This is a genomic window from Desulfotomaculum sp. 1211_IL3151 (assembly GCF_036763075.1).
Taxonomy (GTDB): Bacteria; Bacillota; Desulfotomaculia; order Desulfotomaculales; family Desulfotomaculaceae; genus Desulfotomaculum.
The window spans coordinates 36655-62017 of record NZ_JBAIYV010000058.1 but is presented as its reverse complement, the minus strand read 5'-3'; the positions used below and the strand labels follow the sequence as shown (position 1 = coordinate 62017).

Sequence of the window (25363 nt, the reverse complement as noted above, 5' to 3'; positions counted from 1 at the left end):
GATGAGCTTACCTGTGAAATTATGCAAAAGAAACTAACTGACATACGATATATTCTTTCATTAAATAATACATCGTAAAATTACGATTCAAAGCCTCATTATTCATATGACACGCAGATGAACAGGAATTTGTGAGGAGGAAAGGTATATGGGGAATTTGGCGAAGTTACCCAATATTGGTGAGGTTGTCGAACAGCAACTCAATGAAGTGGGGATCACAACCTATGAACAACTAAGGGAAGTGGGCAGTAAGCAGGCTTGGCTTAAGATAAAAGCGATTGATCCTTCCGCGTGTATTCATCGTCTATATGCATTTGAGGGAGCTATTCAGGGTATCAAGAAAAGCCAGCTTCCAGCAGGGACCAAAGCAGAGTTAAAGGATTTTTATAACTCCTTCAAGGGGTAAATTCCAATTACAGCCATATAAACCAAGTGACATCCTATTGAGAAAAGGTTTACCAATTTCTTTTAGCCTTTTTGAAAGAAGATAGAGGCTGTGTAGGGTAATAACAAATATTGATCCAGCACCCGTAATTATTGTTAGGTTTAAATAATATTCTCTTTGATACGACAAAATATCTGACAAACCAACAACCCATAAAATACTCCAAAAGACTCCACTCATAATAATACCTGCAAGGATTGCGGGCTTTTTCTTTTTAATTAATAAGTGTAGAAACAGAATGATAAGAGAATAAATTAAGAAAGGAATAAACTCATCCATACTTGATATTACAGGTTCATCACACAATATGATCATCCACCAAGCTTGAACCAGCATTAATGAAAAAGCTGGCAGAAAGCCGATTGATAGAAAAATGACTTGCTTTAGTACTTTCATACTTTTATTAACACCTCAGCAATGTTTCTAATAATCATTTTAATTATTTTAGCTTAATTGGGAAGGGGTTAAGATGTCAATGGGGTCAGGCTTGCAGTATTGCTGTAAAAACTGCAATACTGCAAGCCTGACCCCGAATATTTTTCTTTAAGGCTTGAGTTAAAGGATAATCTTTGGTAAAATACGTATGCGACTGGTCTTATAATCACGGGGGTAGATGGTGCCTGGTGGTGCTCCTGGTCTTCAAAACCAGTCGTTGGGCAGTGTTCCTGTCCATGGTGGGTTCGATTCCCACATACTCCCGCCAGTAATTCAAGGCTTCCGAGATTTCGGAAGCCTTGAATTTTTTGTAGTTGGCAGCGGAGTTGAGCTTTATTGCTTATTTTTACACTTGTTTTGCCATAACTCTTTTATCTGATCGGCTTGTTCTTTGGTGATAATGCCGGCCTGTACCACTTCATCTAATCTTTTTACCTTGGCCTTTTGCCAATACTCACGGCGTTCTTCTTTGGAAAGGTCCTTTATTTTTTCCCGTTCTGCTTTTCTTTCAGCCATTTTCGATTGACGAAACTGAGCCCATTTGTCTGCCTGCTCCTGGGTAATAATCTTTTGCGAGACAAGTTCTGTCATCATTTCATTAAAATGATGCTTACCGTGGCATACTTCAGAATAGGTTTGAGTTGGTTTATTTGAAACCATTGGATCAATGTTAGCAAGGGAAGCGGTGCCAAAGGATAGGATGGTTCCACTTAGGATCGCGGTGCAAAGTAAACCTTTGATACGTTGGATTTTTCTCATCGAATCCCACCTTTCAACTTTTTGATAGTAACAAACCTAATGCGGCAAAAGATTTAGTATGTCTGAATTAGGTTTGCATTAATCTTATTGTGGGCATTTTTGAGGAAATATATTAATTTAACTTCTGCACTTATCACCAGAAAGTACAATTTAAAAATTAATTTATGATCGATGCAGGTATTTTGAGTCGAATAATGCTATGTTTTGGATAATAGGTTACATATATGGTAAAATGATCTTAAAAGCTTTTTAAACCTTATTGGCGTTGTTTGTTATGGAAGGAATTATTTAACTATTGTCGAATAAGTACCAGTTATGGTGGAAAGATTAGTTTTGCAAGTAGGTGACAGATAATATATGCTCGATTTCTTTAGCCAAGTTAGGAAAGATCTACAGGTTGTTGAGCATGAAATAAAAGCCATCGTTCAGTCCCGTGATCCGCTTTTAACTCAAACATCCATGCACTTATTGAATGCCGGAGGAAAACGTTTGCGTCCGGCTTTTGCACTTTTGGCCGGAAAATTTTATAGTAATGATATTAAGGAGCTTTTACCCCTGGCCGTGGCATTGGAGCTTATTCATATGGCTAGTTTGGTTCACGATGATGTGGTGGATGATTCCATGACAAGGCGGGGTAACCCTACGGTTAAGGCCAATTGGGGCAATCGTATTTCCATGCACACCGGGGATTATCTGTTTGCAAAGTCCTTGATACTGATTTCTCAGTACGAGAACCCATTGATCGCGAGGGTGCTTGCCGATACCAGTGTTATGATGTGTGAAGGGGAGATCCATCAAATCTCAACAAGCTATAGTATTAATCAGAGTTGGCGGGATTATTTTTATCGAATTAAGCGAAAGACGGCCTTGTTGATTGCAGCAAGTTGTCAACTGGGGGCAGTGGCAGTGGGGGCTCCGGAGGAGGAGCATAAAAGCCTCAGAAGATATGGGCATTATCTTGGAATGGCTTTTCAAATTACAGATGATATCCTAGATATGATGGCAGACCAGAAGATTCTTGGCAAGCCCATTGGCGGCGATTTGCGCCAGGGCATTTTGACCATGCCGGTAATCTATGCCCTGGAAAAGGGTGCTAAAAGGGAACGTTTGCGCCAACTGATAGAAATTACGGAGAAAACAGATGAGCAGGTAAATGAAGCCATCGGTATTATTAAGGAATCCGGAGGCATAGATTTTGCCTTTAACGCCACAAAGAGGTATATTGAGAAGGCTAAGCAAAACTTAACCAGTCTTCCTAATAAACCAGTTAAAGAAACCTTTTATCATATTGCTGATTTTATCGGTATACGGAGGTTTTAAATAAGCATAAATGACTGATTTATATCCAGTTTTTTTAAATTTACAGAATCGCCTCTGCCTGGTTGTGGGGGGCGGCTCAGTGGCAGAAAGAAAAATCTCTTCGCTATTGGCTTGCGGGGCTAGGGTTAGGGTGGTTAGTCCAGAGGTTACACCCAAAATAATGGAGTGGTATCTCGAAGGTCGCTTGGAACTGCGGCAAAGGGTTTATCAGACGATCGATCTTGAAGGGATTTTTCTGGTTTTTGCCGCCACCAATTTTTCCGAGGTCAATAACAACATTATTAGGGACTGCCGGGAAAAGCAATTGATTGTTAATGTGGCGGACAATCCCCAGCAAAGCAATTTTTTTATACCTTCCGTAGTGAGAAGAGGTAAGTTTGCCATCGCTGTTTCAACCAGTGGTGCCAGTCCTTTGCTAGCTGCTCGGGTAAAACGAAAATTAGAACAGAGCTTTGGACCAGAGTACGAAGAATTCATGGACATACTTATTGAAGTACGACAACAAGTACTTCAAGACATAGAAGATATAAAGCTGCGGCAAAAGATTTTTAAGGAACTTGTAGATTCAGATATATTGGAATTACTAAGGGGAAAAAAGTACGACCAGGTAAAGGAGCGCATCAGGCATGCTTATTGCGGTTATCGGAGTTAACCACCGCACGGCCCCCCTTCATGTGAGAGAAAAACTTGCCTTTCCAGAATGGGGTATGAAGGATTCTTTAAAAAAGCTAATGTCCTATTCAGGCATGGATGGTTGTGCCATTGTTTCAACCTGCAATAGAACAGAAATCTATATAGCACCCATGGAATTGGATGCTGGGATGAGTTCTGTGTGGTCTTTTTTATCTGAGAAATCTGGCCTGGACATTTCTGAGATAAAAAATTTCACCTTTTGCCATACTCTGTATGATGCCATAAGACACTTATTCCGAGTAGTCTCCGGCTTAGATTCCATGATTTTGGGTGAAACTCAAATATTGGGGCAGGTGAAAAAAGCTTACGAGCTGGCTCTGGAAGCTAAAACCACCAATGTTGTTCTGAACACTCTTTTTCAGCAGGCCATCACCACAGGAAAAAGAGTCAGGACAGAAACAGGCATCGACCAAAACCCAGTATCCATCCCCTACGCTGCGGTAGAACTGGCCAAGCAAGGTCTAGGTGCTTTGGATGGTCGTTCCGTGTTGGTGGTGGGTGCCGGGGAAATGAGTGAATTAACGGCGGTAAACCTGGTGGCCAATGGCGTTTCCAGTGTTATTGTTTCCAATCGGTCCTATGACAGAGCCGTTCAATTGGCGGAAAAGTTTAACGGCACGGCTGTAAAATTTGACCGCTTATTTCAATATATGAATCAAGCAGATATTGTTATATCCAGTACAGCTGCCCAGCATTATGTGATTAAAACTCCGGAAATGTTGCAGGTCATGGCTGAAAGACAGGGCAAACCTATCATGATGATTGATATTGCAGTGCCCCGGGATATTGATCCAGAGGTGCGCAAAATTGCTAATGTCACGCTTTATGACGTGGATAATTTACAACATGTGGTAGATGCTAATCTGGAAGAAAGAAGGAAGGCAGCGGTTCAGGCCGAGGGAATCATTGAAGAAGAACTGAATGAATTTATGCGCTGGCTTGCCACAAGATTTGTAGTTCCTACCATCACTGCTTTAAAAAAGATGGGTGAGGAGATTAAAAATAGAGAATTGGTAAGGGCCTATAACCGTATGGGGGATTTAACAGAGAGGGAGAAAAAAATAATTGGTTCATTGGCTAACTCCATTGTCAATCAAATTTTACATAATCCGGTAATCAAACTCAAGCAGTACGCCCTCACACCGGAGGGTCATCTATATACTGAAATAACTCAGAATATTTTTAACCTGGAAGTGGAAGGTCAAAGGACCCAGGCTAAACCCCTACCCGAGAAGAGAAAGGTGGCAGGTGGTTCTGGTTTTGGTAAAAATTGGGATCAGGAAGTTGCCGCAGTGGTGGCAGAATGTCGATCCGGGGAATAAAGGGAGGCTTCCATGAAACACAAAATAACCGTAGGCAGCAGGGATAGCGCTCTGGCCATGTGGCAAACCAAGTGGGTGGTTGAGCAGTTAGAAAGGCTAAATCCGGAAATTGCTTTTGAAATTGTCACGATGAAAACCAAAGGTGACAAGATGTTGGATGTGGCCCTGGCTAAGATCGGTGATAAGGGGTTATTTACCAAGGAATTAGAAGTGGCCATGCAGCAAAGGGAAATTGATTTTGCGGTACATAGCTTAAAGGATATGCCCACAGCCTTGCCCCAAGGCTTAACCCTTGGTGCCATCTGCGTAAGGGATAATCCGGGGGATGCACTGATTTCTAAGGACGGACGAAAATTAGCCGACCTTCCGAAGGGGGCCAGGATTGGCACATCCTCCCTGCGTCGTTGTGCTCAGTTATTAAGCTATCGCTCTGATTTTAAACTGGAAGCACTAAGGGGCAACTTAAACACGCGCATGAAAAAACTGGTGTCAGAGCGGTTGGATGCCATTGTTTTGGCAGCGGCTGGGATCACCCGTATGGGCTGGGAGGATATGATCGCCGAAATTATCCCCTTTGAAGTATGTTTACCAGCAGTGGGACAAGGTGCCATTACCGTTGAATGCCGGGAAGGTGATCAACAAATTAGAGAATTATTGAAGGGTATTGACCATAAAGACACCCGGGATGCAACCACGGCAGAGAGGTCATTGCTTCGTTATTTGGAAGGTGGTTGCCAAGTTCCCATCGGAGCCCATGGTGCAGTAAAAAACAATAAGCTCTATCTTACTGCCGTGGTGGCCAACCTAGATGGTACCCAGGTTATACGGGCCCAGGGAGAAGCTGAAGTGGGCAGAGCGGAGGAGCTGGGTGTAGAAGTTGCGGAAAAACTGTTGGCCATGGGTGGCAAAAAAATACTGGAACAAGTTAGGGCAGGGGAATGATGACAATGACAAAGGGTATTGTGTATTTAGTAGGAGCAGGTCCCGGTGACCCGGGTTTGATTACCGTTAAAGGCTTAGATTGTATTAAGAAGGCAGATGTCCTGGTCTATGATCGTCTGGCCAGCCCCAGGCTGTTGATGCATGCCCGTCAGGATGCAGAGATGATTTATGTGGGGAAATCACCTGATCGTCATGCCATGGTGCAGGAGGATATTAACCAATTGCTGGTGGATAAGGCCAAGGAAGGGAAGCTTGTAACCCGCCTGAAGGGTGGCGACCCCTTTGTTTTTGGCCGCGGCGGCGAAGAAGCCGAGTTATTAGTAGAAAATAATCTTCCCTTTGAAGTGGTGCCGGGTATTACCTCCGCCATTTCTGTACCAGCCTATGCTGGAATTCCCGTGACCCATCGGGGTTATACCTCTACCCTGGCCATTGTCACAGGGAACGAAGATCCCGGTAAAGAAGATTCCAGCATTGCTTGGGACAAAATTGCCACCGGTGCCGGTACCTTGGTTTTTTTGATGGGGATGGGTAATTTACCGGGTATTTGTGCTCGGTTAATGGAATATGGACGCGCTGTTGAAACTCCTGTGGCCCTGATTCGCTGGGGTACCAGACCGGAGCAAAGAACTTTAGTTGGTACTTTGGCCGATATCCACCAAAAGGCAAAGGAAGCAAACTTTAAGAATCCAGCAGTGATTGTGGTGGGTGAAGTTGTTAAGCTCCGGGAGAAATTAGCCTGGTTTGAAAATAGACCGATGTTTGGCAAAAGGATTATTGTAACACGTTCCCGGGAGCAGGCCAGTGTTTTATCGGCGGCCATCGAGGCCCTGGGTGGCGAGCCTTGGGAATTCCCAACCATTCGCATTGCAGAACCAGAGGACTATACACCTTTAGATACTGCCATTGCCGATGTACGCTCCTATCGTTGGGTAATATTTACCAGTGTCAATGGCGTGCAAAAGTTCTTTAAGCGGATGAGTGAAAATAAAAAGGACATTCGGGATCTGAGTGATGTTCGGCTCTGTGCCATTGGGCCAAAAACCCGCGAGGAGCTGGAAAAGCGGGGCTTAACGGTGGACTATGTACCGGGTGAATACCGTGCGGAGGAAATCGTTGAGGGACTGAGGGGAAAGGTGCTGCCCGGTGACCGGATCCTGTTACCCAGGGCAGACATTGCCCGCAAAGTGCTGCCCAGGGCCCTGGAAGAAATGGGTGCCCAGGTACATGAAGTGGTTGCCTACCACACGGTTTTAGGGGATGGTAATGCGGCAGTTATACGGGAAAGCTTGGCCAACGGTGATATCCAGGTGGTTACATTTACTAGTTCATCCACCGTACAGAATTTTGTTAAACTAATAGGGGAAGCAGGGTTGCCACAGTTAATGGAGCAGGTGGTGGTGGCCAGCATCGGACCGATTACTTCTAACACCGCCAGACAATTGGGTCTGAAGGTGGATGTGGAAGCAAGGGAATATACCATTGATGGTCTTGTACAAGCCCTTACCGATTATTTCACAGGCCGGGAAGATTAAATTATTTTAACCCGGACTAAAAATTATAGAAAGTTGGAGCTTTATGATTGGTATTAGCAAACTACTCTGCGGTACAGAAAATTTTGGGGATTCTCTGCGCTATGCCCATGGTTCAAAGGGACAAATACATGGTGCTGTGGCTGGTCATGGGCCTGTGGTGGTTTGGAATACCACCAGAACCTGCAATTTGAGGTGCCGCCATTGTTATTCCGAGTCCGACAATAAAAAATATAATGAAATGAATACCCAGGAAGCGAAACAATTTATTGATGATTTGGCCGATTTCAAGGTGCCGGTAATTTTATTTTCCGGTGGGGAGCCACTGGTACGTCCGGACTTTTTTGAGCTGGCCGAATATGCCAGCCAAAAGGGCATCCGTACCACCATCTCTACCAATGGAACCCTAATTACACCGGAGGTGGCCGCTCGAATCAAAAAAATTGGGGTAGGTTACGTGGGGATCAGCCTAGACGGTATTGGTGAAGTAAATGATACCTTTAGGGGTCGTAAGGGTGCCTATGAAGCTGCCTTAACGGGTATTCGCAACTGTCTGGCGGTGGGACAACGGGTTGGTCTGCGTTTTACCATCAACCGTCATAATCATAAGGAATTGAACCAGATCTTTGATCTTATAGAAAGGGAAAATATCCCACGGGTTTGTTTTTATCATTTGGTTTATTCCGGCCGGGGCAGTGAAATGATTAAGGAAGATATTTCACCGGCAGAAAGCCGGGCCGCCCTGGATTTAATTATTGAACGTACCCAGGATTTCCACCGGCGAGGACTGGACAAAGAAATACTAACGGTAGATAACCATGCGGATGCCATTTATCTTTATTTGAAACTACAAAAGGAAAATCCAGAACAAGCTAAGAAGGTATTCGAGCTGTTATCTCGCAATGGGGGCAACCGTACTGGCATTGCCATTGGTGAGGTGGATTGGGAAGGAAATGTCCACGCCGATCAATTTACCCGCAATCACCGTTTTGGCAATGTCAGAGAACGTAAATTTGGTGATATCTGGACGGATCTTAGCCAGCCTATTCTGGCGGGTCTTAAGGATCGCAAATCCCTCTTGAAGGGCCGCTGTGCCAAGTGTAAATGGCTTAATCTCTGCAACGGGAATTTCCGGGCCAGAGCGGAAGCTGTCTATGGGGACTTCTGGATGGAAGATCCTGCCTGCTATCTAACCGATGAAGAAATAGGTCTAGCTTAAAACTTAGCCAACAACCGAGGGCCTTGGCCTGTGGTTGCTGGCTTATACTATAATTAGGTATCAAAGCTTGTGGAGGTGCTGTTATGCCCCAATTTCCTAATATTCGTCACCGTCGCCTAAGACTGAATGAACGTGTCAGACGCTTAGTAAGAGAGAATCACCTGGCAGTGGATGATCTAATTTATCCCGTCTTTGCCACCTATGGTCAGGGGGTGTGCAGGGAAGTAAGCAGTATGCCCGGGGTTTACAACCTTTCGGTTGATTTATTAATAGAGGAGCTAAGGAGAATAGAGGAGCTGGGTATTCCTGGCGTAATCGTTTTTGGTGTGCCGGAAGAAAAGGATGAGGTTGGTTCGGGTGCCTATGACCCGGCAGGAATTGTTCAGCAGGCCGTTCGGGCCATAAAAAAAGCTTACCCCAATATGTTAGTGATTACGGATGTCTGCCTGTGCGAATATACCGATCACGGACACTGTGGTTTGATTAAGAATAATACGGTGGAAAACGATACGACCCTGGAATTACTGGCCCAAACGGCCTTATCCCATGTGCAGGCCGGAGCAGATATGGTAGCACCCTCGGATATGATGGATGGCAGAGTGGCTGCTATCCGGGCTAAACTGGATGCCGCCGGCTATGCCGATGTGCCGATTATGGCTTACTCAGCCAAATATGCCTCTGCTTATTATGGGCCCTTCCGGGAAGCAGCCGGCTCCACACCTCAATTTGGTGATCGCAAAACCTATCAAATGGATTATGCCAATGGCAATGAAGCCCTTCGGGAAACCCTGCAGGATATTAAAGAAGGGGCAGATATTGTCATGGTCAAACCTGCCCTCGCCTATATGGATATCATCAGACGGATCAAGGACGAGTTTAATTACCCGGTGGCGGCCTACAATGTCAGCGGGGAATATGCGATGGTCAAAGCTGCCGCTCAGTTGGGGTGGGTAGACGAAAAGAAAGTCGTACTGGAAACCCTTACTGGCTTTAAGCGGGCTGGGGCAGATATCATTATTACCTACCATGCTCCAGAGGTTGCCAGCTGGCTGAGGCTGAAGGAGGACTAAACATGATTATTTCTTGGAATACAACCAACGCCTGCAACCTGTATTGCGAGCATTGCTACCGTGATGCCGGGGTCAAGGCGGAAGAAGAATTAAACACGGAGCAGGCCAAAAAACTATTGGCTGAAATTGCTGAAGCGGGCTTTAAAATAATGATTTTTAGCGGTGGGGAACCACTGATGAGACCAGATATTTACGAACTGGTGGCCCATGCCCGGTCGAAGGGGCTGAGGCCTGTTTTTGGCACCAACGGTACCTTGATTACACCGGAAGTTGCTCAGCGGCTCAAGGATGCCGGAGCGGCTGGTATGGGCATTAGCCTGGACAGTGTGGACCCCGCCAAGCACGATAAATTTAGGGCTCAGCAGGGCTGCTGGCAGGCGGCGGTAGAAGGTATGAGAAACTGCCGCCAGGCAGGACTTCCCTTTCAGGTGCATACCACGGTGATGGATTGGAATTACAATGAAGTAGAAGCCCTCACAGACTTTGCCGTTAAGGAAGGTGCTGTGGCTCACCATGTTTTCTTCCTGGTGCCCACCGGCAGGGCTGTTAATATCGAACAGGAATCTTTGCGGGCAGAACAGTATGAAAACCTACTAACCCGCATTATGGAGAAGCAGAAACAGGTAGATATTGAGTTAAAGCCTACCTGTGCCCCCCAGTTTATGCGCATTGCTAAACAATTGGATATGGATGTAAGATTTCAGAGGGGCTGTTTGGCTGGTACTGCCTATTGTATTATTGGACCCAAAGGAGATGTACAGCCCTGCGCTTATCTCAATATTCCTCTTGGCAATGTCAAAGAAATGTCCTTTGTAGACATCTGGAAAAACCATCCTGTATTTAAGGAACTGCGGACCATGGAGTATAAGGGTGGTTGTGGTGAATGCGGCTATAAGAAAGTGTGCGGCGGCTGCCGCGCCAGGGCACACTTCTATCATGGTGATTACATGGCGGAAGAACCCTGGTGTTTATACCACGGTCGGAAGGGGTATTAAAGTGAAGTTGGATCATGTAGACAGGCATCTGCTGGATGTGGTACAAACGGATTTTCCTATTTGCACGGAACCCTACAAGGTGATCAGTGAAATAATTGGTATCTCCGAACAGGAGGTATTAAACCGCTTGGAACGACTGATGCAGCAGGATGTTATCCGTCGTCTGGGTGGGGTTTTTGACTCCAGAAAGCTTGGCTATAAAGGAACCCTATGTGCTATTAAAGTTCCACCAGAGCGCATGGATGAGGTTGCTCAGGTGGTTAACAGCTATATTGGTATTACTCATAACTATTTGCGGGATCATGAATATAACATGTGGTTTACCATCTTAGCACAATCACCGGCCAAGGTGGAGCAGATACTGAACGAAATAAAAGAGCAGACCGGGATTGATGATATCATCAATTTGCCATCCCAAAGATTTTTCAAGGTATTGGTGAATTTTAAAGTAAGAAAAACAGAGGAATAAAATTTTAAGCGGGGGAGAACATGACGTTAACGGATCTGGATAAAAAGATCGTTATGGAATTGCAGGCTGGCTTACCCTTAGTAAGCAGGCCATTTATGGAACTTGCCCAAAGACTGGGTATCAGCGAGGCAGAGCTGATGGATAGGGTACAGGCCATTAAAGAAAGCGGGTTCATGAGAAGAATTGGGGCGGCCCTCAGACACCATCGGGTTGGGTTTAAGGCCAATGCCATGATTGTTTGGAACATTCCCGAGGAGATCATTATCAAAGTGGGAGAAAAAATGGCAGAATTACCGGAGGTTACCCACTGCTATCAAAGGGTGTCCTTACCGCAATGGCCTTACAATTTTTATACCATGGTACATGGTCACAGCCAAGAAGAGTGTCAGCAGATTGCAGCAAGGCTTTCTGAAATTGCCGGAGTTACAAACTATCGGCTGCTTTACAGTGTAGCGGAATTAAAGAAAAGCAGTATGAAATATTTCATGGATTAGGAGGTTCTCTATGGCTCCCAGTTACCAAAAGTCACAAGAGTTATTTGATAAGGCCCAGAGGGTTATACCCGGTGGTGTGAATAGTCCCGTGCGAGCCTTTAAGTCGGTGGACATGGATCCACCTTTTATTGCCCGAGGCGATGGTTCCCATATGTGGGACATGGATGGCAATGAATACATCGATTATGTTTGTTCCTGGGGTCCCCTGATTTTAGGCCATCGTCATCCGGCGGTTGTGCAAGCCATTCAACGTTGCTTGGAGCGGGGCACTACCTACGGAGCACCCACGGATTTGGAAGTAACCTTAGCCGAAAAGGTGGCAGAGGCACTGCCTGCGGTGGAAATGGTTCGCATGGTCAACTCCGGTACCGAAGCCACCATGAGTGCCCTGCGATTGGCCCGGGCCTATACCAATCGGAATAAGATTGTTAAATTTGAGGGTTGTTATCACGGTCATCATGACTCCTTATTAATTAAAGCTGGTTCCGGGGCCTTGACCCATGGTGTTCCCACCAGCCCGGGGGTACCCGAAGACATTGCCGGCAATACCATCAATGCCTGTTATAATGACCTAGAGCTGCTGGAGAAAATCTTTACGGAAGTTGGTTCGGATATTGCAGCGGTTATTGTGGAACCGCTGGCCGGCAATATGGGTGTGGTGGCACCGGCAGAGGGCTTTCTGCAGGGCTTAAGGAGTCTGTGCAATAAATATGGTGCCCTGTTAATTTTTGATGAGGTTATCACTGGCTTCCGCCTGGGCTATGGCGGTGCCCAGGCCTATTATAATGTGCTGCCAGACTTAACCTGTCTGGGTAAGATTATTGGCGGCGGCTTGCCAGTTGGTGCCTACGGCGGCCCCAGGGAGATTATGCAAATGATTTCTCCGGCTGGGCCAGTCTATCAAGCAGGGACACTCTCGGGCAACCCCCTGGCCATGACCGCGGGTATCGCAACCCTGGTGCAGCTTCAACAGCCGGGGGTATATGAGGAGTTGGATCGCAAATCGGCCCTCCTGGCCCAGGGACTGGCCCAGGCCGCTCAGGCTGCCAATGTGGCTGTATCCTTTAACCGGACCGGGTCTTTGCAAACCTGCTTTTTTACCAGGGAAGCAGTAAGGGACTTTGCCTCTGCGGCTTCCTCTGATACTAAAAACTATGGAGTTTTCTTTAGAAGCATGCTGGAACAGGGCATTTACTTGGCACCTTCCCAGTTTGAAGCATCCTTTGTTTCCTTGGCCCATACGGAGAAGGACATTGAAAAAACAGTCGAAGCAGCTTTCAAAGCCTTTAAGGCGGTAGCAGAAAAAGAATAGCCTTCAGCCTATCGGATAGCATTTGGCCTTGGGCTTTGTTGGCTCCAAGTTATATGTATATAAAATAAATTGGCAGTCACCACTAGTTGATAACCAAAATCCTTGTGTTAGGAGGTTTGTTTATGATTATTACTACAACAGGAACCATTGAAGGAAAGGTCATTCGGCAATATTTTGGTCTTGTCAACGGAGAAGCGATCATGGGTGCCAACGTAGTGCGGGATATTTTTGCCAGCATTACGGATATTGTTGGCGGACGCAGTGGAGCGTACGAGAGTAAACTGGCCCAGGCCCGGGAGGTTGCCCTGGCAGAAATGACGGAACATGCTCGTCGTATGGGAGCCAATGCCATTGTGGGTGTGGATCTAGACTACGAAGTGATCAGAGAAGGCATGCTTATGGTAGCTGCCAGCGGTACAGCGGTATTGATATAGCCATGAGCCAGGACCCATGGATTTTGCACGGGTAAAAATGATAAGGGCTGTTGCACATGTCGTTAATGGTGCAACAGCCTCTTTTTTATCCGATCTGAAAGAATTTTAAAGATGATAGTATGCTAATGGTTTAAAGCCCACGGCCATTTTATAAAACCGTATCCAAATTTACTAGCAACCAGAGTTGATCTCCCTTTTTAACAACGCCCTTTAAATATTCTACGTTGTCACCAATTAAATTGGGTGGTTCCACTTCTTCTTGGGTGAAACGTCCAACCTCTAGAACACTGTCTACAATCATTCCCACCTTGTTCCCTTTGTTTTCTACGACAATTATTCTGGTATCCTCATTTATTTCTGTTTCGGGTAATCCCAGTCTTCGGTTGAGGCTGATAACAGGGAGAATTGTACCGCGTAAATTAATAATACCTTCCACATAGAAATTCGTGTTGGGTAATCTAGTTACTTCGGCCATACGTATGATTTCCTGGGTTTCATTGATGGGTAGTGCATACTGTTGGTCGTTTAATTGAAAAACCACCAATTGATCTTCCTGACCCACTGCCATAAATATATCACCGTTCCTTTCATAATAGAAAAATATTCCTAACTTGAAATTCCTGCATCATAGACCCGTGACTGGAAACAGTTCCCTGCCTCTCCGCCAGAGAAGTCTCCACAGGCGTAAATTCACAAAGTAATTTTAAGGGCTTGGGACGATGACCCTTGTTTTAGTATGCGATTAAAAGAATTTAGGTGGATATATTCGACATTAAGGCAATATTTCCCTTTGAGGAATTACGTAATACTTAAAATTGAGGATAAAGAATTTTCAGAAAAGATGCAACCAACCCATTGACTGGTAATTCGTATCAGATATAATAAGAATAGACCTGACAAGTTAGGGCTTCCTGTCTTGGAGGGTGTAAAAACGGATGCAATTTCCCTCAGGAGAGAGGCTAGTGTGCCTTGGACCAAGGGGTGTGCGGTTTTGCTTGTACACTACCCGTCTGCCTTTCTCTGGCTTGACGGGTATTTTAATTTTAGTTGGGAGTGATTAAATGTTACGTCGTATTGGTGTTGTGGGGATCATCATTGAGGAACGGGACAAGGCACCAGAAATCAATAGCATTTTAAGTCGCTATGCCGAGATTATCATTGGCCGCATGGGTATTCCCCATAAGGAAGCAGGGCTTTCCGTTATATCCCTGATTATCCAAGGTACCAATGATGAAGTTGGGGCCATGACCGGTAAACTTGGCAACATTAAGGGAGTTCAAGTAAAGACAGCCCTTAGCAACAAATACTGATCAGGCATCCGCTTTGGGGCATTTCTTGATGATCGGCTGTTAACGATTAGCGTAAAGACTAAAAACCAACATGGGACTTGGGTCAGCGAAACAAATTAGAAGTGACAATTAGGAGGAGGCTGAATAATGGATCACACCCCTAAGGGCAATCGGTTGCATATCGCCCTTTTTGGCCGGCGTAATGCCGGCAAATCAAGCCTTATTAATGCCTTAACCAATCAAGATATCGCACTGGTCTCCAACACCCCCGGGACCACCACCGATCCCGTTTATAAGGCCATGGAGATTTTACCGGTGGGGCCGGTAGTTCTTATTGATACACCAGGCCTTGATGATAGTGGCAACCTGGGGGAACTTAGGGTTAAAAGGTCGATGGATGTATTTAATAAAGCAGACCTGGCTCTATTGGTTGTTGATGCCCAAAACGGCTTTACCGAGTATGAGTTAAAGATTACTCAGCACTGCCAGAACAAAAAAATCCCCACCATTGTGGTCTTTAACAAAATTGATATCCAAGGGGTAGCTGAACAGGATATCGAGCAGGCCAAGGCAGCATTTTCAAGGGAACCAGTGCTGGTTAGTGCTCTTACTGGCCAGGGGATAAGTGAGTTAAAAGCAGCCATTGTCAAAACAGCTCCGGCAAACTGGGATGACCGGGTAATTGTAGGTGACCTATTAAATCCCGGGGATACGGTTGTGCTAGTAACACCCATTGATACAGCAGCACCTAAAGGACGTTTGATTTTACCCCAGGTGCAAACCATCAGAGATATTCTGGACCACCAGGCAATGGCCTATGTTGTTAAAGAGAGCGAGCTAAGGGAATGTCTGGGCAATCTAAATAAAAAACCCAAGCTAGTTATTACCGACTCCCAGGCCTTTAAAGAAGTAGCGAGAGATACACCGGAGGATATTCAATTAACATCCTTTTCGATACTCTTTGCCCGGTATAAGGGGGACTTAGAGACATTGGTGGCAGGGGCAAAGGCTATTGGTAATTTGCAACCAGGTGACAAGGTGTTAATTTCCGAAGCCTGCACCCACCATCGTATGGAAGATGATATTGGTACGAAAAAAATACCCGGTTGGTTACAAAAAATTGTTGGCGGAGATTTAGAATTTCACTGGAGCAGTGGCCACAGCTTTCCCGAGGATTTGACCGAGTACAAACTGGTGGTGCACTGCGGGGCCTGTATGATCAATGGAAGGCAGATGTTGTCCCGGATGATGCAAGTACAGCAGTCAGGTGTACCCATGGTCAATTATGGCGTCTGTATTGCCTATATCATGGGAATCTTACATCGGGCTTTATCACCCTTTCCAACCATTCAAGCAATGTTAGCTGACCAAAATTCATAAACGAAGGGGGAACTGCCTTGGGGGAAAATTTTAGCCTGGCCCTAGCTAAAGCGGCCACAGGTGATAAATTATCCAGGCAGCAGATCATCGATTTATTAGGTGCACTGCCAGGAGAAGAAGAAAACCAGTTATTTAAGTTGGCGGATCAAGTAAGAAAACAACATTTTGGTGACGAGGTGCACCTCAGGGGAATCATCGAATTCTCCAATTATTGTCGTAATGACTGTTATTATTGTGGTCTCAGGAGAAGCAATAAACAAATTCAAAGATACCGTATACCCCTGGCGGAGATCATTAAAACAGCTCAATATGCCGCAGAACTGGGGTATGGTACCATTGTTTTGCAGTCAGGGGAAGATCCCCATTACAGCGGTTCCGAACTGGCAGAGATCATTCGGCAAGTGAGGCAGGCCGGCAATTTTGCCATCACAGCCTGTGTGGGAGAACGCAGCAGAGAGGATTTTGCTCGGATGAAAGAAGCAGGAGCGGATCGCTACCTGCTCAAACATGAGACCGCAGATCCCAATTTATTTACGCAGCTTAGGCCAGCAACCACCCTGGTGGAAAGAATAAAAAAAATTGGCTGGTTAAAGGAATTAGGCTATCAAGTGGGTTCTGGCAATATTGTGGGGCTGCCTGGTCAAACAGTGGCAACACTGGCAGAGGATATCCTTTTATTAAGGGATTTAGATGTTGAAATGGCGGGCCTCGGACCCTTTGTACCGCATCATCAGACACCGCTAAGGGATAGCAAACCAGGGGATCTTAGCTTAACCCTAAAAACCCTTGCCGTGGCCCGGCTGGTGCTTCCCCAAACCCATTTACCGGCCACCACAGCAATAGGGACTTTACACCCTGCGGGACGTCAAATGGCCCTCGGCTGTGGTGCCAATGTGATTATGCCCAACTTATCTCCGGAAAGTTACCGTGAAAAATATCAAATTTATCCGGACAAGGCCGGTAGTAAAGAAAACCCCGCTGAATCCCACCGCAAGATTACCGCCTTGTTAACAGAGGTGGGACGAAGCATTAGTACAGGACGGGGCGATAGCCCAAAGGAAAAATTTAAGAATGAGAGGTAGGGGAAAGGCATGTCCATTAACAAAGCGGATATTTACCAGCATCAATGGGAAGCTGCGGATTTTATCAACGAGGGAACCATAAACAGCCTATTGGAAGAGGGGAAAAAAGCTGCACCGGCCAGAGTGCGGGAAATTATCGAGAAGGCCAGGGAAGCAAAGGGTTTGACACCGGCAGAAGTAGCAATTCTCCTGCAAAATGACGATCAGGAATTACTGGATTTAATGTTTAAGGTTGCCGGTGAAATAAAATTGAAAATCTATGGTAAAAGACTGGTCATGTTTGCTCCCTTGTATATCAGTGATCACTGTGTCAACAACTGTGTTTATTGTGGTTATCGTAGAGATCATCAATTCAACCGGCGTAAATTAAGCCAAGCGGAAGTGGCAGAGGAAGTAAAGATTTTAGAATCCCTGGGCCATAAGAGATTGGCCCTGGAAGCAGGAGAGCATCCTGGTGAATGCTCCATTGAGTATGTTTTGGAATGCCTAAAAACCATTTACAGTTTGAAATTTGAAAACGGCAGTATCCGCCGCTGCAACGTAAACATAGCTGCCACCACCATCGAAGAATATCAGCTGCTAAGGGAAGCAGGTATCGGAACCTATATCCTTTTCCAAGAAACATACCATCGGGAAACCTATAAAAATATGCACCCCAGTGGTCCCAAGGCTGATTACGATTGGCATACCACGGCCCATGATCGAGCGATGTTAGGGGGCATTGATGATGTAGGCTTTGGTGCTTTGTTTGGCCTATACGACTATAAATTTGAGGTCATGGGCTTGATGCTGCATGCTCAACACCTTGAGGAACGTTTTGGCGTAGGGCCTCACACCATATCCGTGCCCCGTCTGCGTCCAGCTCAGGGCATCGACTACGAAAGCTTCCCGTATTTGGTTAAGGACGAGGAATTTGCGAAGATAGTTGCTATTGTTCGTCTGGCTGTTCCCTATACCGGACTTATTTTATCCACCCGCGAGCGACCGGAGCAGAGGGATATGCTGCTGAACTACGGTGTATCTCAAATATCCGCCGGCTCCTGTACCGGGGTAGGTGGTTATAAAAAGGAACAAGAAAAGCAAAATTGCACCAGCGGCAGCTGTGGCGAAGAAGAATCACCGCAATTTTATGTTGACGACCACCGCCATCCCGATGATGTATTGCGCAATGTTTGTCAATCTGGCTGGCTTCCCAGTTATTGCACAGCCTGTTACCGCAAGGGCCGTACGGGTGATCGCTTTATGGCTTTGGCAAAAAGCGGGGAGATTCAAAACGTCTGCCAACCCAATGCAATTCTTACCTTTAAAGAATATTTAATTGACTATGCATCCCCAGAGACAAGGGCAGTTGGTGAGGAGACTATCCGCCAACATTTAGCAGAAATTAAAAATGATCAGATTAGAAATTTGACGGAAGCGAGAGTAAAACAAATTGAGGACGGGGAACGGGATCTTTATTTCTAAGATTTAATTAACAAAATATAATTCCACAGGGACTGTGTTTTACGGTGCAGTTCCTGTTTTTTTTATTAAGCCGGGACTTTCCCTATTTTCCTGCCTGACCAGGGGCAAGTGTGCCAAGTTTTTCTAAAAAGCCTTTTGCTTTTTTGGATACGGGGTTATAATATGTAGCTAGTATAATATATTATGGAGGAGCTTATTGTGGTAAATCATGACCTACATCTGGCAAGGTATGTTACCATTGCTGCAGATATAGCCGAACGAATTGTCCGGGGAGAATATCAGGAAGGGCAAAAAATATTTGGCCGATCCACTTTGGCAGGAAAATATAGTGTTTCACCGGAAACCATCAGACGAGCACTAACCCTCTTACAAGAGGTGGGCATCGTTGATGTGGTTCCTGGTATTGGTGTGGTGGTTAAGTCTGTTTCAGCGGCTCAAAAATACTTGGATGATTTTGATCAGCGGATGGTTTTGACTGGTATCCATGAAAAATTACATGAACTATTAAAGGAAAGAGACCGTGTAAATGGTGAAATTTCAAGACTTTTAGAAGACTTATTACAACACACCTACCATTTGGAAAGCCGTTTAAATAAAATTGAAGATTGGAAGGTCTTACCCGATTCCATTCTGGTCGGAAAAACATTGGCCCAAAGCAGGCTCAATGAAAGTAAAGTATTGGCGATTGTTCGCAAAGGGCAAGGGGATATTGTTGACCCTGCTCCAGATAGTCGTATTTTGGCCGGGGATATTATAACCGTGTATGGACACCTAAATGCTTCTGACAATGAAGGTTTAATAAGGGTTTAAAAGGAAATTTGAAAGGTAATTCCCTTCGGAATGCCTTTCTTTTTTATTTACATACAGGCAACTTACATGGTAAAATGAGTTGTGACAACTTACAAAAACTAGATAAATGTTTGTAGGAGCTGAATCCTGTTCATACAGGAGCGGAGGACCCGATTTTTGGGGTGAATCTGATTATATTCAGTAGGGTTTTAACCTTTCGACCCGAACCCTTCAGCTAACTTCGTAAGCTATAAAGAAAGGGGGTTTTTTTATGTCTGTACATTTAATTTCAGAAGATTTTCGGTCGGAACAAACTAAAAGAAAAATAGCACTTAAAAGGGCCAAGGAGTTAAAATCAAACATTAGTGGTTACCTGGAGAACAAGGTTAACATACGTAATGGTTTTGAAATTCAGGAGCAGTATAACCTTGCTAAAAAGAATATTCTGAATTTTTTTCAGGCGGATGAGAAACAATGGCAGGATTGGCGTTGGCAAATGGCCAAGCGAATTAAAGATGTTAAGGTTCTAAGTCAACTGGTTGATCTTACAACTGATGAAAAAGAAGCAATCGAAAAGGTTGGGCGTCAATACCGTTGGGCTGTTTCTCCCTATTATATGGCCCTGGCAATGGCCAGTGGGCATGGCGGCCCTGTATGGCTGCAGGCTGTCCCCTGTGTAGAAGAAATTTTGGATCGCTATGGCGTTGAAGACCCTATGGGAGAAGAATATACTTCACCTGTGCCGGGGGTGACCAGAAGATACCCGGATCGTCTTATTATTAATGTTACGAACCAATGTGCGATGTATTGTCGACATTGCCAAAGGCGTAGAAATATTGGCGAAATTGATGTTCACAAATCAAAACAGGTGCTGCAAGGAGCACTGCAGTATATCAGAGAGAACACTGAAATAAGGGATGTCTTAATAACAGGCGGCGATGCCTTGTTATTATCAGATAAACAAATTGATTGGCTGCTCACGGAATTAGATAATATTCCCCATGTGGAAATAAAACGAATCGGTACCAGAACACCTGTCACAATGCCCCAAAGAATTACACCGGAACTTTGCAGTATTTTAGAAAGCCACCCACCGCTTTATATCAATACACAGTTTAATAGTCCCTTGGAAGTTACACCTGAGGCAAAAAAGGCCTGCGATATGTTGGTTAAGGCAGGCGTAGTCCTTGGTAATCAGGCTGTTTTATTAAAAGACATTAATAATCAACCAGATGTCATGAAGAGATTAAACCAGAGTCTATTGACCATCCGTGTTCGGCCCTACTATATTTTTCATGCTAAGGCAGTAAAGGGAACCAGGCATTTTATCACTGGTGTTGATGATGGTATTGCTATTATGGAACAACTGAGAGGCTATACATCTGGACTTGCTGTTCCCACTTATATTATTAATGCACCCAATGGCTATGGGAAAACACCCATATTGCCACAGTATATTCTAGAGAATAAGGATGAGCAGGTAGTCATGCGAACCTGGGAAAAGAGGGTTATTTCCTATAATGTTACTGGTAAACACTAAGTTTTTAGACCTGTCATAATAGTATGACAGGTTTATTTTTTACCCTTGACACGAACATAGGTTTGGTAATAAAATAATAAAAACAAATGTTCGGGAGGAGTCATGATGAAAAGTGCGGAGATGGTGATGGATTTTTCTATAACGCATCAACTGGTATGTGAAGAAACGGAAGCCGATCTATATGAAGGTACCCGTCAGTGGTTAGAGGGGGATGACTCAATTTTTGTCAAGAGATTTGGCCTGGCGGTAATTTGTTTTTCGGGCTTATATTTTATGGGACAAGTATTCAGGATTTTGTTTAATTAATAGCCCGCTACCGGGTTATTTTTTTTTGCCAATGCGCCATACTAGGGTTAGCCGATAGTAGATAGGGGGAATCCGGTGACCAGAGTATATGTGTTGGGGGCCGGTGCAGGAGCAGCATACAGAGGCTCATATCTTGGTGAAACAAGCCCGGTGGCTAAAAATTTCTTTCAAAAGGCCATGCGGGTTATTAATATTCATCAAATCAGAGAGAGGTACTATGAAGATGAAGATATGACTTATAATCATATATTTCAGTTTATTGAGAGATTATGGGGTGTTTCTAGGAATGAGGTAAGTAATTCCAACCTGGATATGGAAGAAGTATTAACTTTATTAAATATTGAAATGGAAGAGGACCAACCAGGACGGGAAAGACTTTTAAAGGCCTATGAGGAGTATCTGCTGCTAATGGCACTGACCTTTGATAAAATTTTATACGGGGATCTTTGTCCCTACCATAGCAAAATAGCGGCCTCCTTAAATCCCGGAGATACGATTATATCTTTTAACTATGAATTACTAATGGATTACGCTTTACTTAGGGCAAACTTACAAAGGAAAATGTGGTGCATCCAAGATGGTTACGGTATTTCTTGCCGATATTTAAGTGGATCAATAATGCCCCTTCACTCTAAGCATCAGAATGACTCGGGGCCGGCTAATTGTGCCAAGGTAAAATTACTTAAACTTCATGGTTCTTTAAATTGGTTGTACTGTCCCCAGTGTGGTCAGCTCTATGCCTATGAACATAGTGATGGGGGAGGACACAGTGTGGTAATAAATGGTATAGCCAATATGATTCAGTGCACCTCCCAACATTGCTGCAACAAACTTAGTAGAGTCATTATTCCACCCACCTTAATGAAAAACTACCAATCGATCCCTTTTATTCCGGAGTTATGGCACCAAGCCCGCAGGGCACTGGGGTTTGCATCGGAAATTGTTGTTATTGGCTATTCTTTTCCCACAACCGATTTTCGATCCAATTGGATGTTTCGCAAGGCTATGGTGGATAACAAAGAACTTAAAAAGGTAACAATTGTGGATAAGGCAGAAGGATATCAATTGGAAACATTGTTAGATAAACATAAGAGTATTTTTAGGGTTAAAGATGTTGATTTTTACCCCGATATTGGTGCCTTTACGCAGACACTGAAGTAAATCAGCTTAAAACTCTTGGGTTCTTGAGCCTTGGGCTTTTAATGCATGTAGATATTATTTAGGGGAATGATAAAGAAAATTCCCACCCGTCGCTTGTGGGAGGCGCGGAAAGGTTAACGGGTAAAGGTGTCAACAAAACCACTGGAAAAACCGACACCCGGGAAAAGGTATGGGGTTGCCTTTTCAGGGCTCCCTGTCAATGGCAGGGGGTCTTATTTAGTGCATCATATTTATTAAATGTGATATAATATTTATTGATAAATCAATTTATTAGGAGTATAATTAAAGTGACAAAAAGTAATTCTTACCTAATTAGATAATTAATTAGGTAAGAACGGTTACCTACATATTTTTAAGGAGGGATACCGTATGACACAATTTATTAAAACCTGTCCTAACTGCGGCCAAAATCTAGTAGAGAAACTTCAAAATGTTGATGTAAAACAAGACCTAAAAGCTTGTTACGCCGAGAGCATCCCGGTACTTGTATGTGAGAACCCTACCTGTACCAACCAGGAAAAGTATTATAGCCCCTTTTCATTCAATCTATTAAAAATGAAATGTCCGGAAATCAATAAATGGTAGAAGGTCTTACCCGGCAAAGCCGGGTTTTTTTATATCTTTTAATGGGAATTGATCCGGACTGATAAAAAATCTATAATTAAAGCAGAATTCATAGCTAAGGGAGTGCTACAATGAAAATTGGCAGTATTGAAAAACCAACCTTTGAAAAATTCCGGGAGAGTTTTTTACAGCTAATGGAGCAATTCACAGAAAAAGAACCAAACCCCTATGATGATTGGTTGGAGATTGCTGATAGTGAAATCAGAGAAAGCATCATTCGCCAGTTTATTCAAAGCAATGAGCAACAATATGGCTTTGAAATAGTCTTACAGGGGAAGCTCGCCAATAGGGAAGGTTCTGTTGAGGGCGTGGTTGGGGAACTATATCATGTGTTTTCTACCATGTTTTTAGTAGAGGTTATTAATTCTAAAATTCGTTCAGGGGAAAAGCGGGTTGATATATAAGCCCGCTTTGCTATTGGCCGTTAGTATTGGCCCTTACTAACCTGAAACATGCCCTAAGCCCAAAAGCTGTCAGCTATCTGCCGTCAGCTTTTGGGCTTAGAGGTATTTCTTTTGGGTCGGTTAAGTTGTAGGGGTGACCTGTGGTCACTCCTTCCTTCGTGTTTCAGGTATAAAAAAACCAGGCAATATGTGCCTGGTTTAAATGGTGCGGTCGAGAGGACTTGAACCTCCACACCCTGACGGGCATAAGAACCTGAATCTTACGCGTCTGCCAATTCCGCCACGACCGCATGTTTATAGGATTGAATTACATGTCCTACCGACAAAAGTTATTATACATCACTTCAAATGGACATGCAATAGCGAAATAAAGTATTATTTTGTGTTTTTAGCCATTTAGCTATTAGCTGTGTGCTTCTAGTAGAAAAACAGATGATTGTGCTAGTAAAATATTTCAGACATAAAAAATAACCAGGTATTCGTACCTGGTTTAAATGGTACGAGTGGCGATACAGCATTTTTTCAAAAAACCCCGTAAAATCAAGAGTTTATAGGCAGTTGAAAGCAGTATTTACATAAATATGCAGTGAACAATAAGTTCTGCGCTTTAGGAGTGTTTGATGAAATTTGCGCTGATAAGGCGAATTTATATTTTCTTCAAAAAATGCTTGACTATTACCTTGGGTATTGGCTTAAGATTTTATTGGGGTGATAAATATGTTAATAAATCAAGTTAGCAAAACAACAGGCTTAACTAAAAAAGCAATAGAGTATTATACTTTGCAAGAATTGATTTCTCCGTCCGTTTTAAATAACGGATATAGGGATTATAGCAAAAATGACATTGGTGATTTTGTTATATTCCGGTTCGAGAGGACGGAGCTAAGGTAAATTTATCATACTGTGTATTGTAATTATAATGTGGAGTCTTGCAGCAGCGGTGCGTACATCATAATAGCGTGGTTCTCAGTCACAAATTCATCATCTATCAAGACATTGTTCCAGTCATATTTTTTTCGAAAGATCAGATTATGTCTTGTATAGCCACCCCAATACTCGGATTGAATAATATGTTTTTTTTCGTATACTTTATATTTATATTCAGGTGGTGCGTTTGACCGCCAAGTTCCTTTTAATTCATTTTCTGTAATTTCTATGCAAAGTTGAAAAGATTGGTCTGTATTGTTCTTTATCATCAAGTCACCGTAATTGTAAAAACAGGTTGCCCCGCTCCCAAACGGCTGTGTCCTGTTTGAGTCTGGGAAAACGTCGTAGCCATGACGGTGACGCTCCGTTATTGTCAGTGGAGTATGAAGCGTCATCCAGTATATCAGGTTGGACAATTGGCATAAACCGCCGCCAATTCCGGCCTTGAAAGTGCCATTTTGCAGGACCATGCCTTTTAGGTATCCTTTGCGCTTTGTCGGTCTGCCTATCCGTTTCCAGTATGAAAAGGTTTCTCCCGGATGTATTGTTACGTGATTCACTTTGGGTACAGCAATCTTCAAATTTGTAATCTTATTATATTGCAGGTACATATCCACATCCTTTAGTTTTCTTAATAACGGAGTAGAGTGACAAAAGTGTTCGTATTCTAACAGAGTTTTATCTATATGCGCAAATTGAATACCGCCCAATATCCAAAAAACATATCTTTTGAACGTATAATAAGCGCTGCCCAGCATTAACCTGGCAGAGGTTCTATTTTTCGGTTTTTCGATTGGCTTTTGCATTGCGCCACCTCACGCATTATATAATAATGCTAGCTAAGTCAATTTCCGTTTTGCAATAGGCTACAGCCATACCCTGTGCTCGTTGCCCATTGTACCACGTCTTGCACACGAAAAGAAGGCATACCTTCCCTTAACGGAAAGTGGAGTTAC

At 44.1% G+C, this 25363-nt stretch carries 28 protein-coding genes, 2 tRNA genes and 1 riboswitch; of the genes, 25 read left to right on the top strand and 5 right to left on the bottom strand.

What is annotated here, in order from left to right:
• Nucleotides 1–148 precede the first annotated feature (148 nt).
• Nucleotides 149–406: a TfoX/Sxy family protein gene (locus V6C11_RS16305; RefSeq protein WP_333532253.1), complete on the top strand. Its 258-nt coding sequence runs from the start codon at nucleotides 149–151 to the stop codon at nucleotides 404–406.
• Here the strand turns inward: V6C11_RS16305 and V6C11_RS16300 are convergent.
• A complete protein-coding gene (locus tag V6C11_RS16300; RefSeq protein WP_333532252.1) occupies nucleotides 374–841 on the bottom strand; it encodes a hypothetical protein in 468 nt (155 codons plus the stop codon). The two genes, V6C11_RS16305 and V6C11_RS16300, sit on opposite strands and share 33 nt — an antisense overlap.
• A 209-nt stretch (nucleotides 842–1050) precedes the next feature.
• Between V6C11_RS16300 and V6C11_RS16295 the strand changes: the two genes are divergently transcribed.
• Nucleotides 1051–1148: transfer RNA gene (locus V6C11_RS16295), tRNA-Sec, on the top strand.
• Between the two features lie 65 nt (nucleotides 1149–1213).
• Here V6C11_RS16295 and V6C11_RS16290 read toward each other — a convergent pair.
• Entirely contained in the window at nucleotides 1214–1639 is a 426-nt protein-coding gene (locus V6C11_RS16290; RefSeq protein WP_333532251.1) for a hypothetical protein, read from the bottom strand.
• A 357-nt stretch (nucleotides 1640–1996) separates the two neighbouring features.
• On the opposite strand from V6C11_RS16290, the gene V6C11_RS16285 reads away from it, so the two are divergent.
• The 12 genes from V6C11_RS16285 (at nucleotide 1997) to V6C11_RS16230 (ending at nucleotide 13441) form a co-directional block, all read left to right on the top strand.
• On the top strand, nucleotides 1997–2959 hold the full coding sequence (locus V6C11_RS16285) for a polyprenyl synthetase family protein (RefSeq protein ID WP_333532250.1): 963 nt from the start codon (nucleotides 1997–1999) through the stop codon (nucleotides 2957–2959).
• Between the two features lie 10 nt (nucleotides 2960–2969).
• Entirely contained in the window at nucleotides 2970–3611 is a 642-nt protein-coding gene (locus tag V6C11_RS16280) for a precorrin-2 dehydrogenase/sirohydrochlorin ferrochelatase family protein (RefSeq protein ID WP_333532249.1), read from the top strand.
• Nucleotides 3586–4974 carry a glutamyl-tRNA reductase gene (hemA, locus tag V6C11_RS16275; protein WP_333532248.1) on the top strand — a complete coding sequence of 463 codons (1389 nt, stop codon included), beginning with the start codon at nucleotides 3586–3588 and terminating at the stop codon, nucleotides 4972–4974. Before V6C11_RS16280 ends, hemA begins: the two co-directional genes overlap by 26 nt.
• A gap of 12 nt (nucleotides 4975–4986) precedes the next feature.
• Nucleotides 4987–5916: a hydroxymethylbilane synthase gene (gene hemC / locus V6C11_RS16270; protein WP_333532247.1), complete on the top strand. Its 930-nt coding sequence runs from the start codon at nucleotides 4987–4989 to the stop codon at nucleotides 5914–5916.
• A gap of 5 nt (nucleotides 5917–5921) precedes the next feature.
• Nucleotides 5922–7451: a uroporphyrinogen-III C-methyltransferase gene (gene cobA, locus V6C11_RS16265; RefSeq protein WP_333532246.1), complete on the top strand. Its 1530-nt coding sequence runs from the start codon at nucleotides 5922–5924 to the stop codon at nucleotides 7449–7451.
• 43 nt (nucleotides 7452–7494) lie between these two features.
• Complete coding sequence (nirJ1, locus tag V6C11_RS16260; RefSeq protein ID WP_333532245.1) at nucleotides 7495–8667, top strand: putative heme d1 biosynthesis radical SAM protein NirJ1; 1173 nt, start codon at nucleotides 7495–7497, stop codon at nucleotides 8665–8667.
• An 83-nt stretch (nucleotides 8668–8750) separates the two neighbouring features.
• Nucleotides 8751–9737 (top strand): porphobilinogen synthase, encoded by a 987-nt coding sequence (hemB, locus tag V6C11_RS16255; protein WP_333532244.1) that lies wholly within the window; start codon nucleotides 8751–8753, stop codon nucleotides 9735–9737.
• A 2-nt stretch (nucleotides 9738–9739) separates the two neighbouring features.
• Nucleotides 9740–10732, top strand: a complete 993-nt coding sequence (gene nirJ2, locus V6C11_RS16250) for a putative heme d1 biosynthesis radical SAM protein NirJ2 (protein ID WP_333532243.1) — start codon at nucleotides 9740–9742, stop codon at nucleotides 10730–10732.
• Between the two features lies 1 nt (nucleotide 10733).
• Nucleotides 10734–11201: a siroheme decarboxylase subunit alpha gene (ahbA, locus tag V6C11_RS16245; RefSeq protein WP_333532242.1), complete on the top strand. Its 468-nt coding sequence runs from the start codon at nucleotides 10734–10736 to the stop codon at nucleotides 11199–11201.
• Between the two features lie 20 nt (nucleotides 11202–11221).
• Nucleotides 11222–11695, top strand: coding sequence for a siroheme decarboxylase subunit beta (gene ahbB, locus V6C11_RS16240; RefSeq protein WP_333532241.1), 474 nt, complete (start codon nucleotides 11222–11224; stop codon nucleotides 11693–11695).
• A 10-nt stretch (nucleotides 11696–11705) separates the two neighbouring features.
• Nucleotides 11706–13007: a glutamate-1-semialdehyde 2,1-aminomutase gene (gene hemL / locus V6C11_RS16235; RefSeq protein ID WP_333532240.1), complete on the top strand. Its 1302-nt coding sequence runs from the start codon at nucleotides 11706–11708 to the stop codon at nucleotides 13005–13007.
• A gap of 122 nt (nucleotides 13008–13129) precedes the next feature.
• Nucleotides 13130–13441: a YbjQ family protein gene (locus V6C11_RS16230; RefSeq protein WP_333532239.1), complete on the top strand. Its 312-nt coding sequence runs from the start codon at nucleotides 13130–13132 to the stop codon at nucleotides 13439–13441.
• Between the two features lie 148 nt (nucleotides 13442–13589).
• On the opposite strand, the gene V6C11_RS16225 is transcribed toward V6C11_RS16230, so the two are convergent.
• Nucleotides 13590–14009, bottom strand: a complete 420-nt coding sequence (locus tag V6C11_RS16225; RefSeq protein ID WP_333532238.1) for a chemotaxis protein CheW — start codon at nucleotides 14007–14009, stop codon at nucleotides 13590–13592.
• Nucleotides 14010–14502: 493 nt separating this feature from the next.
• Here V6C11_RS16225 and V6C11_RS16220 point away from each other — a divergent pair, with 493 nt between their 5' ends.
• The 10 genes from V6C11_RS16220 (at nucleotide 14503) to V6C11_RS16175 (ending at nucleotide 23480) form a co-directional block, all read left to right on the top strand.
• Nucleotides 14503–14751 (top strand): TM1266 family iron-only hydrogenase system putative regulator, encoded by a 249-nt coding sequence (locus V6C11_RS16220; protein ID WP_333532237.1) that lies wholly within the window; start codon nucleotides 14503–14505, stop codon nucleotides 14749–14751.
• 126 nt (nucleotides 14752–14877) lie between these two features.
• Nucleotides 14878–16110: a [FeFe] hydrogenase H-cluster maturation GTPase HydF gene (gene hydF, locus V6C11_RS16215; protein WP_333532236.1), complete on the top strand. Its 1233-nt coding sequence runs from the start codon at nucleotides 14878–14880 to the stop codon at nucleotides 16108–16110.
• 17 nt (nucleotides 16111–16127) lie between these two features.
• The gene (hydE, locus tag V6C11_RS16210) at nucleotides 16128–17192 is read left to right on the top strand and encodes a [FeFe] hydrogenase H-cluster radical SAM maturase HydE (RefSeq protein ID WP_333532235.1); all 1065 of its coding nucleotides are present in this window, start codon (nucleotides 16128–16130) and stop codon (nucleotides 17190–17192) included.
• Between the two features lie 9 nt (nucleotides 17193–17201).
• Nucleotides 17202–18656 carry a [FeFe] hydrogenase H-cluster radical SAM maturase HydG gene (gene hydG, locus V6C11_RS16205; protein ID WP_333532234.1) on the top strand — a complete coding sequence of 485 codons (1455 nt, stop codon included), beginning with the start codon at nucleotides 17202–17204 and terminating at the stop codon, nucleotides 18654–18656.
• Nucleotides 18657–18854: 198 nt separating this feature from the next.
• Nucleotides 18855–19466, top strand: a complete 612-nt coding sequence (locus V6C11_RS16200) for a GntR family transcriptional regulator (RefSeq protein WP_333532233.1) — start codon at nucleotides 18855–18857, stop codon at nucleotides 19464–19466.
• 107 nt (nucleotides 19467–19573) lie between these two features.
• Nucleotides 19574–19710, top strand: a riboswitch (cyclic di-AMP (ydaO/yuaA leader).
• 6 nt (nucleotides 19711–19716) lie between these two features.
• Nucleotides 19717–20985 carry a glutamate 2,3-aminomutase gene (gene eam, locus V6C11_RS16195; RefSeq protein WP_333532232.1) on the top strand — a complete coding sequence of 423 codons (1269 nt, stop codon included), beginning with the start codon at nucleotides 19717–19719 and terminating at the stop codon, nucleotides 20983–20985.
• Nucleotides 20986–21090: 105 nt separating this feature from the next.
• Nucleotides 21091–21291 (top strand): hypothetical protein, encoded by a 201-nt coding sequence (locus tag V6C11_RS16190; RefSeq protein ID WP_333532231.1) that lies wholly within the window; start codon nucleotides 21091–21093, stop codon nucleotides 21289–21291.
• Nucleotides 21292–21366: 75 nt separating this feature from the next.
• A complete protein-coding gene (locus V6C11_RS16185; protein ID WP_333532230.1) occupies nucleotides 21367–22452 on the top strand; it encodes a hypothetical protein in 1086 nt (361 codons plus the stop codon).
• Between the two features lie 369 nt (nucleotides 22453–22821).
• On the top strand, nucleotides 22822–23037 hold the full coding sequence (locus tag V6C11_RS16180) for a hypothetical protein (protein ID WP_333532229.1): 216 nt from the start codon (nucleotides 22822–22824) through the stop codon (nucleotides 23035–23037).
• 110 nt (nucleotides 23038–23147) lie between these two features.
• A complete protein-coding gene (locus V6C11_RS16175; RefSeq protein ID WP_333532228.1) occupies nucleotides 23148–23480 on the top strand; it encodes a hypothetical protein in 333 nt (110 codons plus the stop codon).
• A gap of 203 nt (nucleotides 23481–23683) precedes the next feature.
• Here V6C11_RS16175 and V6C11_RS16170 read toward each other — a convergent pair.
• Nucleotides 23684–23770 (bottom strand) — tRNA-Leu (locus V6C11_RS16170).
• Nucleotides 23771–24197: 427 nt separating this feature from the next.
• On the opposite strand from V6C11_RS16170, the gene V6C11_RS16165 reads away from it, so the two are divergent.
• On the top strand, nucleotides 24198–24371 hold the full coding sequence (locus V6C11_RS16165; RefSeq protein WP_333532227.1) for a MerR family transcriptional regulator: 174 nt from the start codon (nucleotides 24198–24200) through the stop codon (nucleotides 24369–24371).
• Between the two features lie 23 nt (nucleotides 24372–24394).
• Here the strand turns inward: V6C11_RS16165 and V6C11_RS16160 are convergent, their stop codons facing one another.
• Complete coding sequence (locus V6C11_RS16160; protein ID WP_333532226.1) at nucleotides 24395–25213, bottom strand: VanW family protein; 819 nt, start codon at nucleotides 25211–25213, stop codon at nucleotides 24395–24397.
• Between the last annotated feature and the right edge of the window lie 150 nt (nucleotides 25214–25363).

What these genes read in the sequence shown, in the direction of transcription:
- eam (WP_333532232.1), top strand. Translation starts at nt 19,717, where the DNA reads ATGTCTGTACATTTAATTTCAGAAGATTTTCGGTCGGAACAAACTAAA.
- hemB (WP_333532244.1), top strand. Translation starts at nt 8,751, where the DNA reads ATGCCCCAATTTCCTAATATTCGTCACCGTCGCCTAAGACTGAATGAA.
- V6C11_RS16190 (WP_333532231.1), top strand. Translation starts at nt 21,091, where the DNA reads ATGAAAAGTGCGGAGATGGTGATGGATTTTTCTATAACGCATCAACTG.
- hemC (WP_333532247.1), top strand. Translation starts at nt 4,987, where the DNA reads ATGAAACACAAAATAACCGTAGGCAGCAGGGATAGCGCTCTGGCCATG.
- V6C11_RS16290 (WP_333532251.1), bottom strand. Translation starts at nt 1,639, where the DNA reads ATGAGAAAAATCCAACGTATCAAAGGTTTACTTTGCACCGCGATCCTA.
- V6C11_RS16220 (WP_333532237.1), top strand. Translation starts at nt 14,503, where the DNA reads ATGTTACGTCGTATTGGTGTTGTGGGGATCATCATTGAGGAACGGGAC.
- nirJ2 (WP_333532243.1), top strand. Translation starts at nt 9,740, where the DNA reads ATGATTATTTCTTGGAATACAACCAACGCCTGCAACCTGTATTGCGAG.
- V6C11_RS16175 (WP_333532228.1), top strand. Translation starts at nt 23,148, where the DNA reads ATGAAAATTGGCAGTATTGAAAAACCAACCTTTGAAAAATTCCGGGAG.
- V6C11_RS16300 (WP_333532252.1), bottom strand. Translation starts at nt 841, where the DNA reads ATGAAAGTACTAAAGCAAGTCATTTTTCTATCAATCGGCTTTCTGCCA.
- V6C11_RS16305 (WP_333532253.1), top strand. Translation starts at nt 149, where the DNA reads ATGGGGAATTTGGCGAAGTTACCCAATATTGGTGAGGTTGTCGAACAG.
- hemL (WP_333532240.1), top strand. Translation starts at nt 11,706, where the DNA reads ATGGCTCCCAGTTACCAAAAGTCACAAGAGTTATTTGATAAGGCCCAG.
- cobA (WP_333532246.1), top strand. Translation starts at nt 5,922, where the DNA reads ATGACAAAGGGTATTGTGTATTTAGTAGGAGCAGGTCCCGGTGACCCG.
- V6C11_RS16165 (WP_333532227.1), top strand. Translation starts at nt 24,198, where the DNA reads ATGTTAATAAATCAAGTTAGCAAAACAACAGGCTTAACTAAAAAAGCA.
- V6C11_RS16285 (WP_333532250.1), top strand. Translation starts at nt 1,997, where the DNA reads ATGCTCGATTTCTTTAGCCAAGTTAGGAAAGATCTACAGGTTGTTGAG.
- V6C11_RS16160 (WP_333532226.1), bottom strand. Translation starts at nt 25,213, where the DNA reads ATGCAAAAGCCAATCGAAAAACCGAAAAATAGAACCTCTGCCAGGTTA.
- hydF (WP_333532236.1), top strand. Translation starts at nt 14,878, where the DNA reads ATGGATCACACCCCTAAGGGCAATCGGTTGCATATCGCCCTTTTTGGC.
- hemA (WP_333532248.1), top strand. Translation starts at nt 3,586, where the DNA reads ATGCTTATTGCGGTTATCGGAGTTAACCACCGCACGGCCCCCCTTCAT.
- V6C11_RS16225 (WP_333532238.1), bottom strand. Translation starts at nt 14,009, where the DNA reads ATGGCAGTGGGTCAGGAAGATCAATTGGTGGTTTTTCAATTAAACGAC.
- hydG (WP_333532234.1), top strand. Translation starts at nt 17,202, where the DNA reads ATGTCCATTAACAAAGCGGATATTTACCAGCATCAATGGGAAGCTGCG.
- V6C11_RS16280 (WP_333532249.1), top strand. Translation starts at nt 2,970, where the DNA reads ATGACTGATTTATATCCAGTTTTTTTAAATTTACAGAATCGCCTCTGC.
- nirJ1 (WP_333532245.1), top strand. Translation starts at nt 7,495, where the DNA reads ATGATTGGTATTAGCAAACTACTCTGCGGTACAGAAAATTTTGGGGAT.
- V6C11_RS16230 (WP_333532239.1), top strand. Translation starts at nt 13,130, where the DNA reads ATGATTATTACTACAACAGGAACCATTGAAGGAAAGGTCATTCGGCAA.
- ahbB (WP_333532241.1), top strand. Translation starts at nt 11,222, where the DNA reads ATGACGTTAACGGATCTGGATAAAAAGATCGTTATGGAATTGCAGGCT.
- V6C11_RS16180 (WP_333532229.1), top strand. Translation starts at nt 22,822, where the DNA reads ATGACACAATTTATTAAAACCTGTCCTAACTGCGGCCAAAATCTAGTA.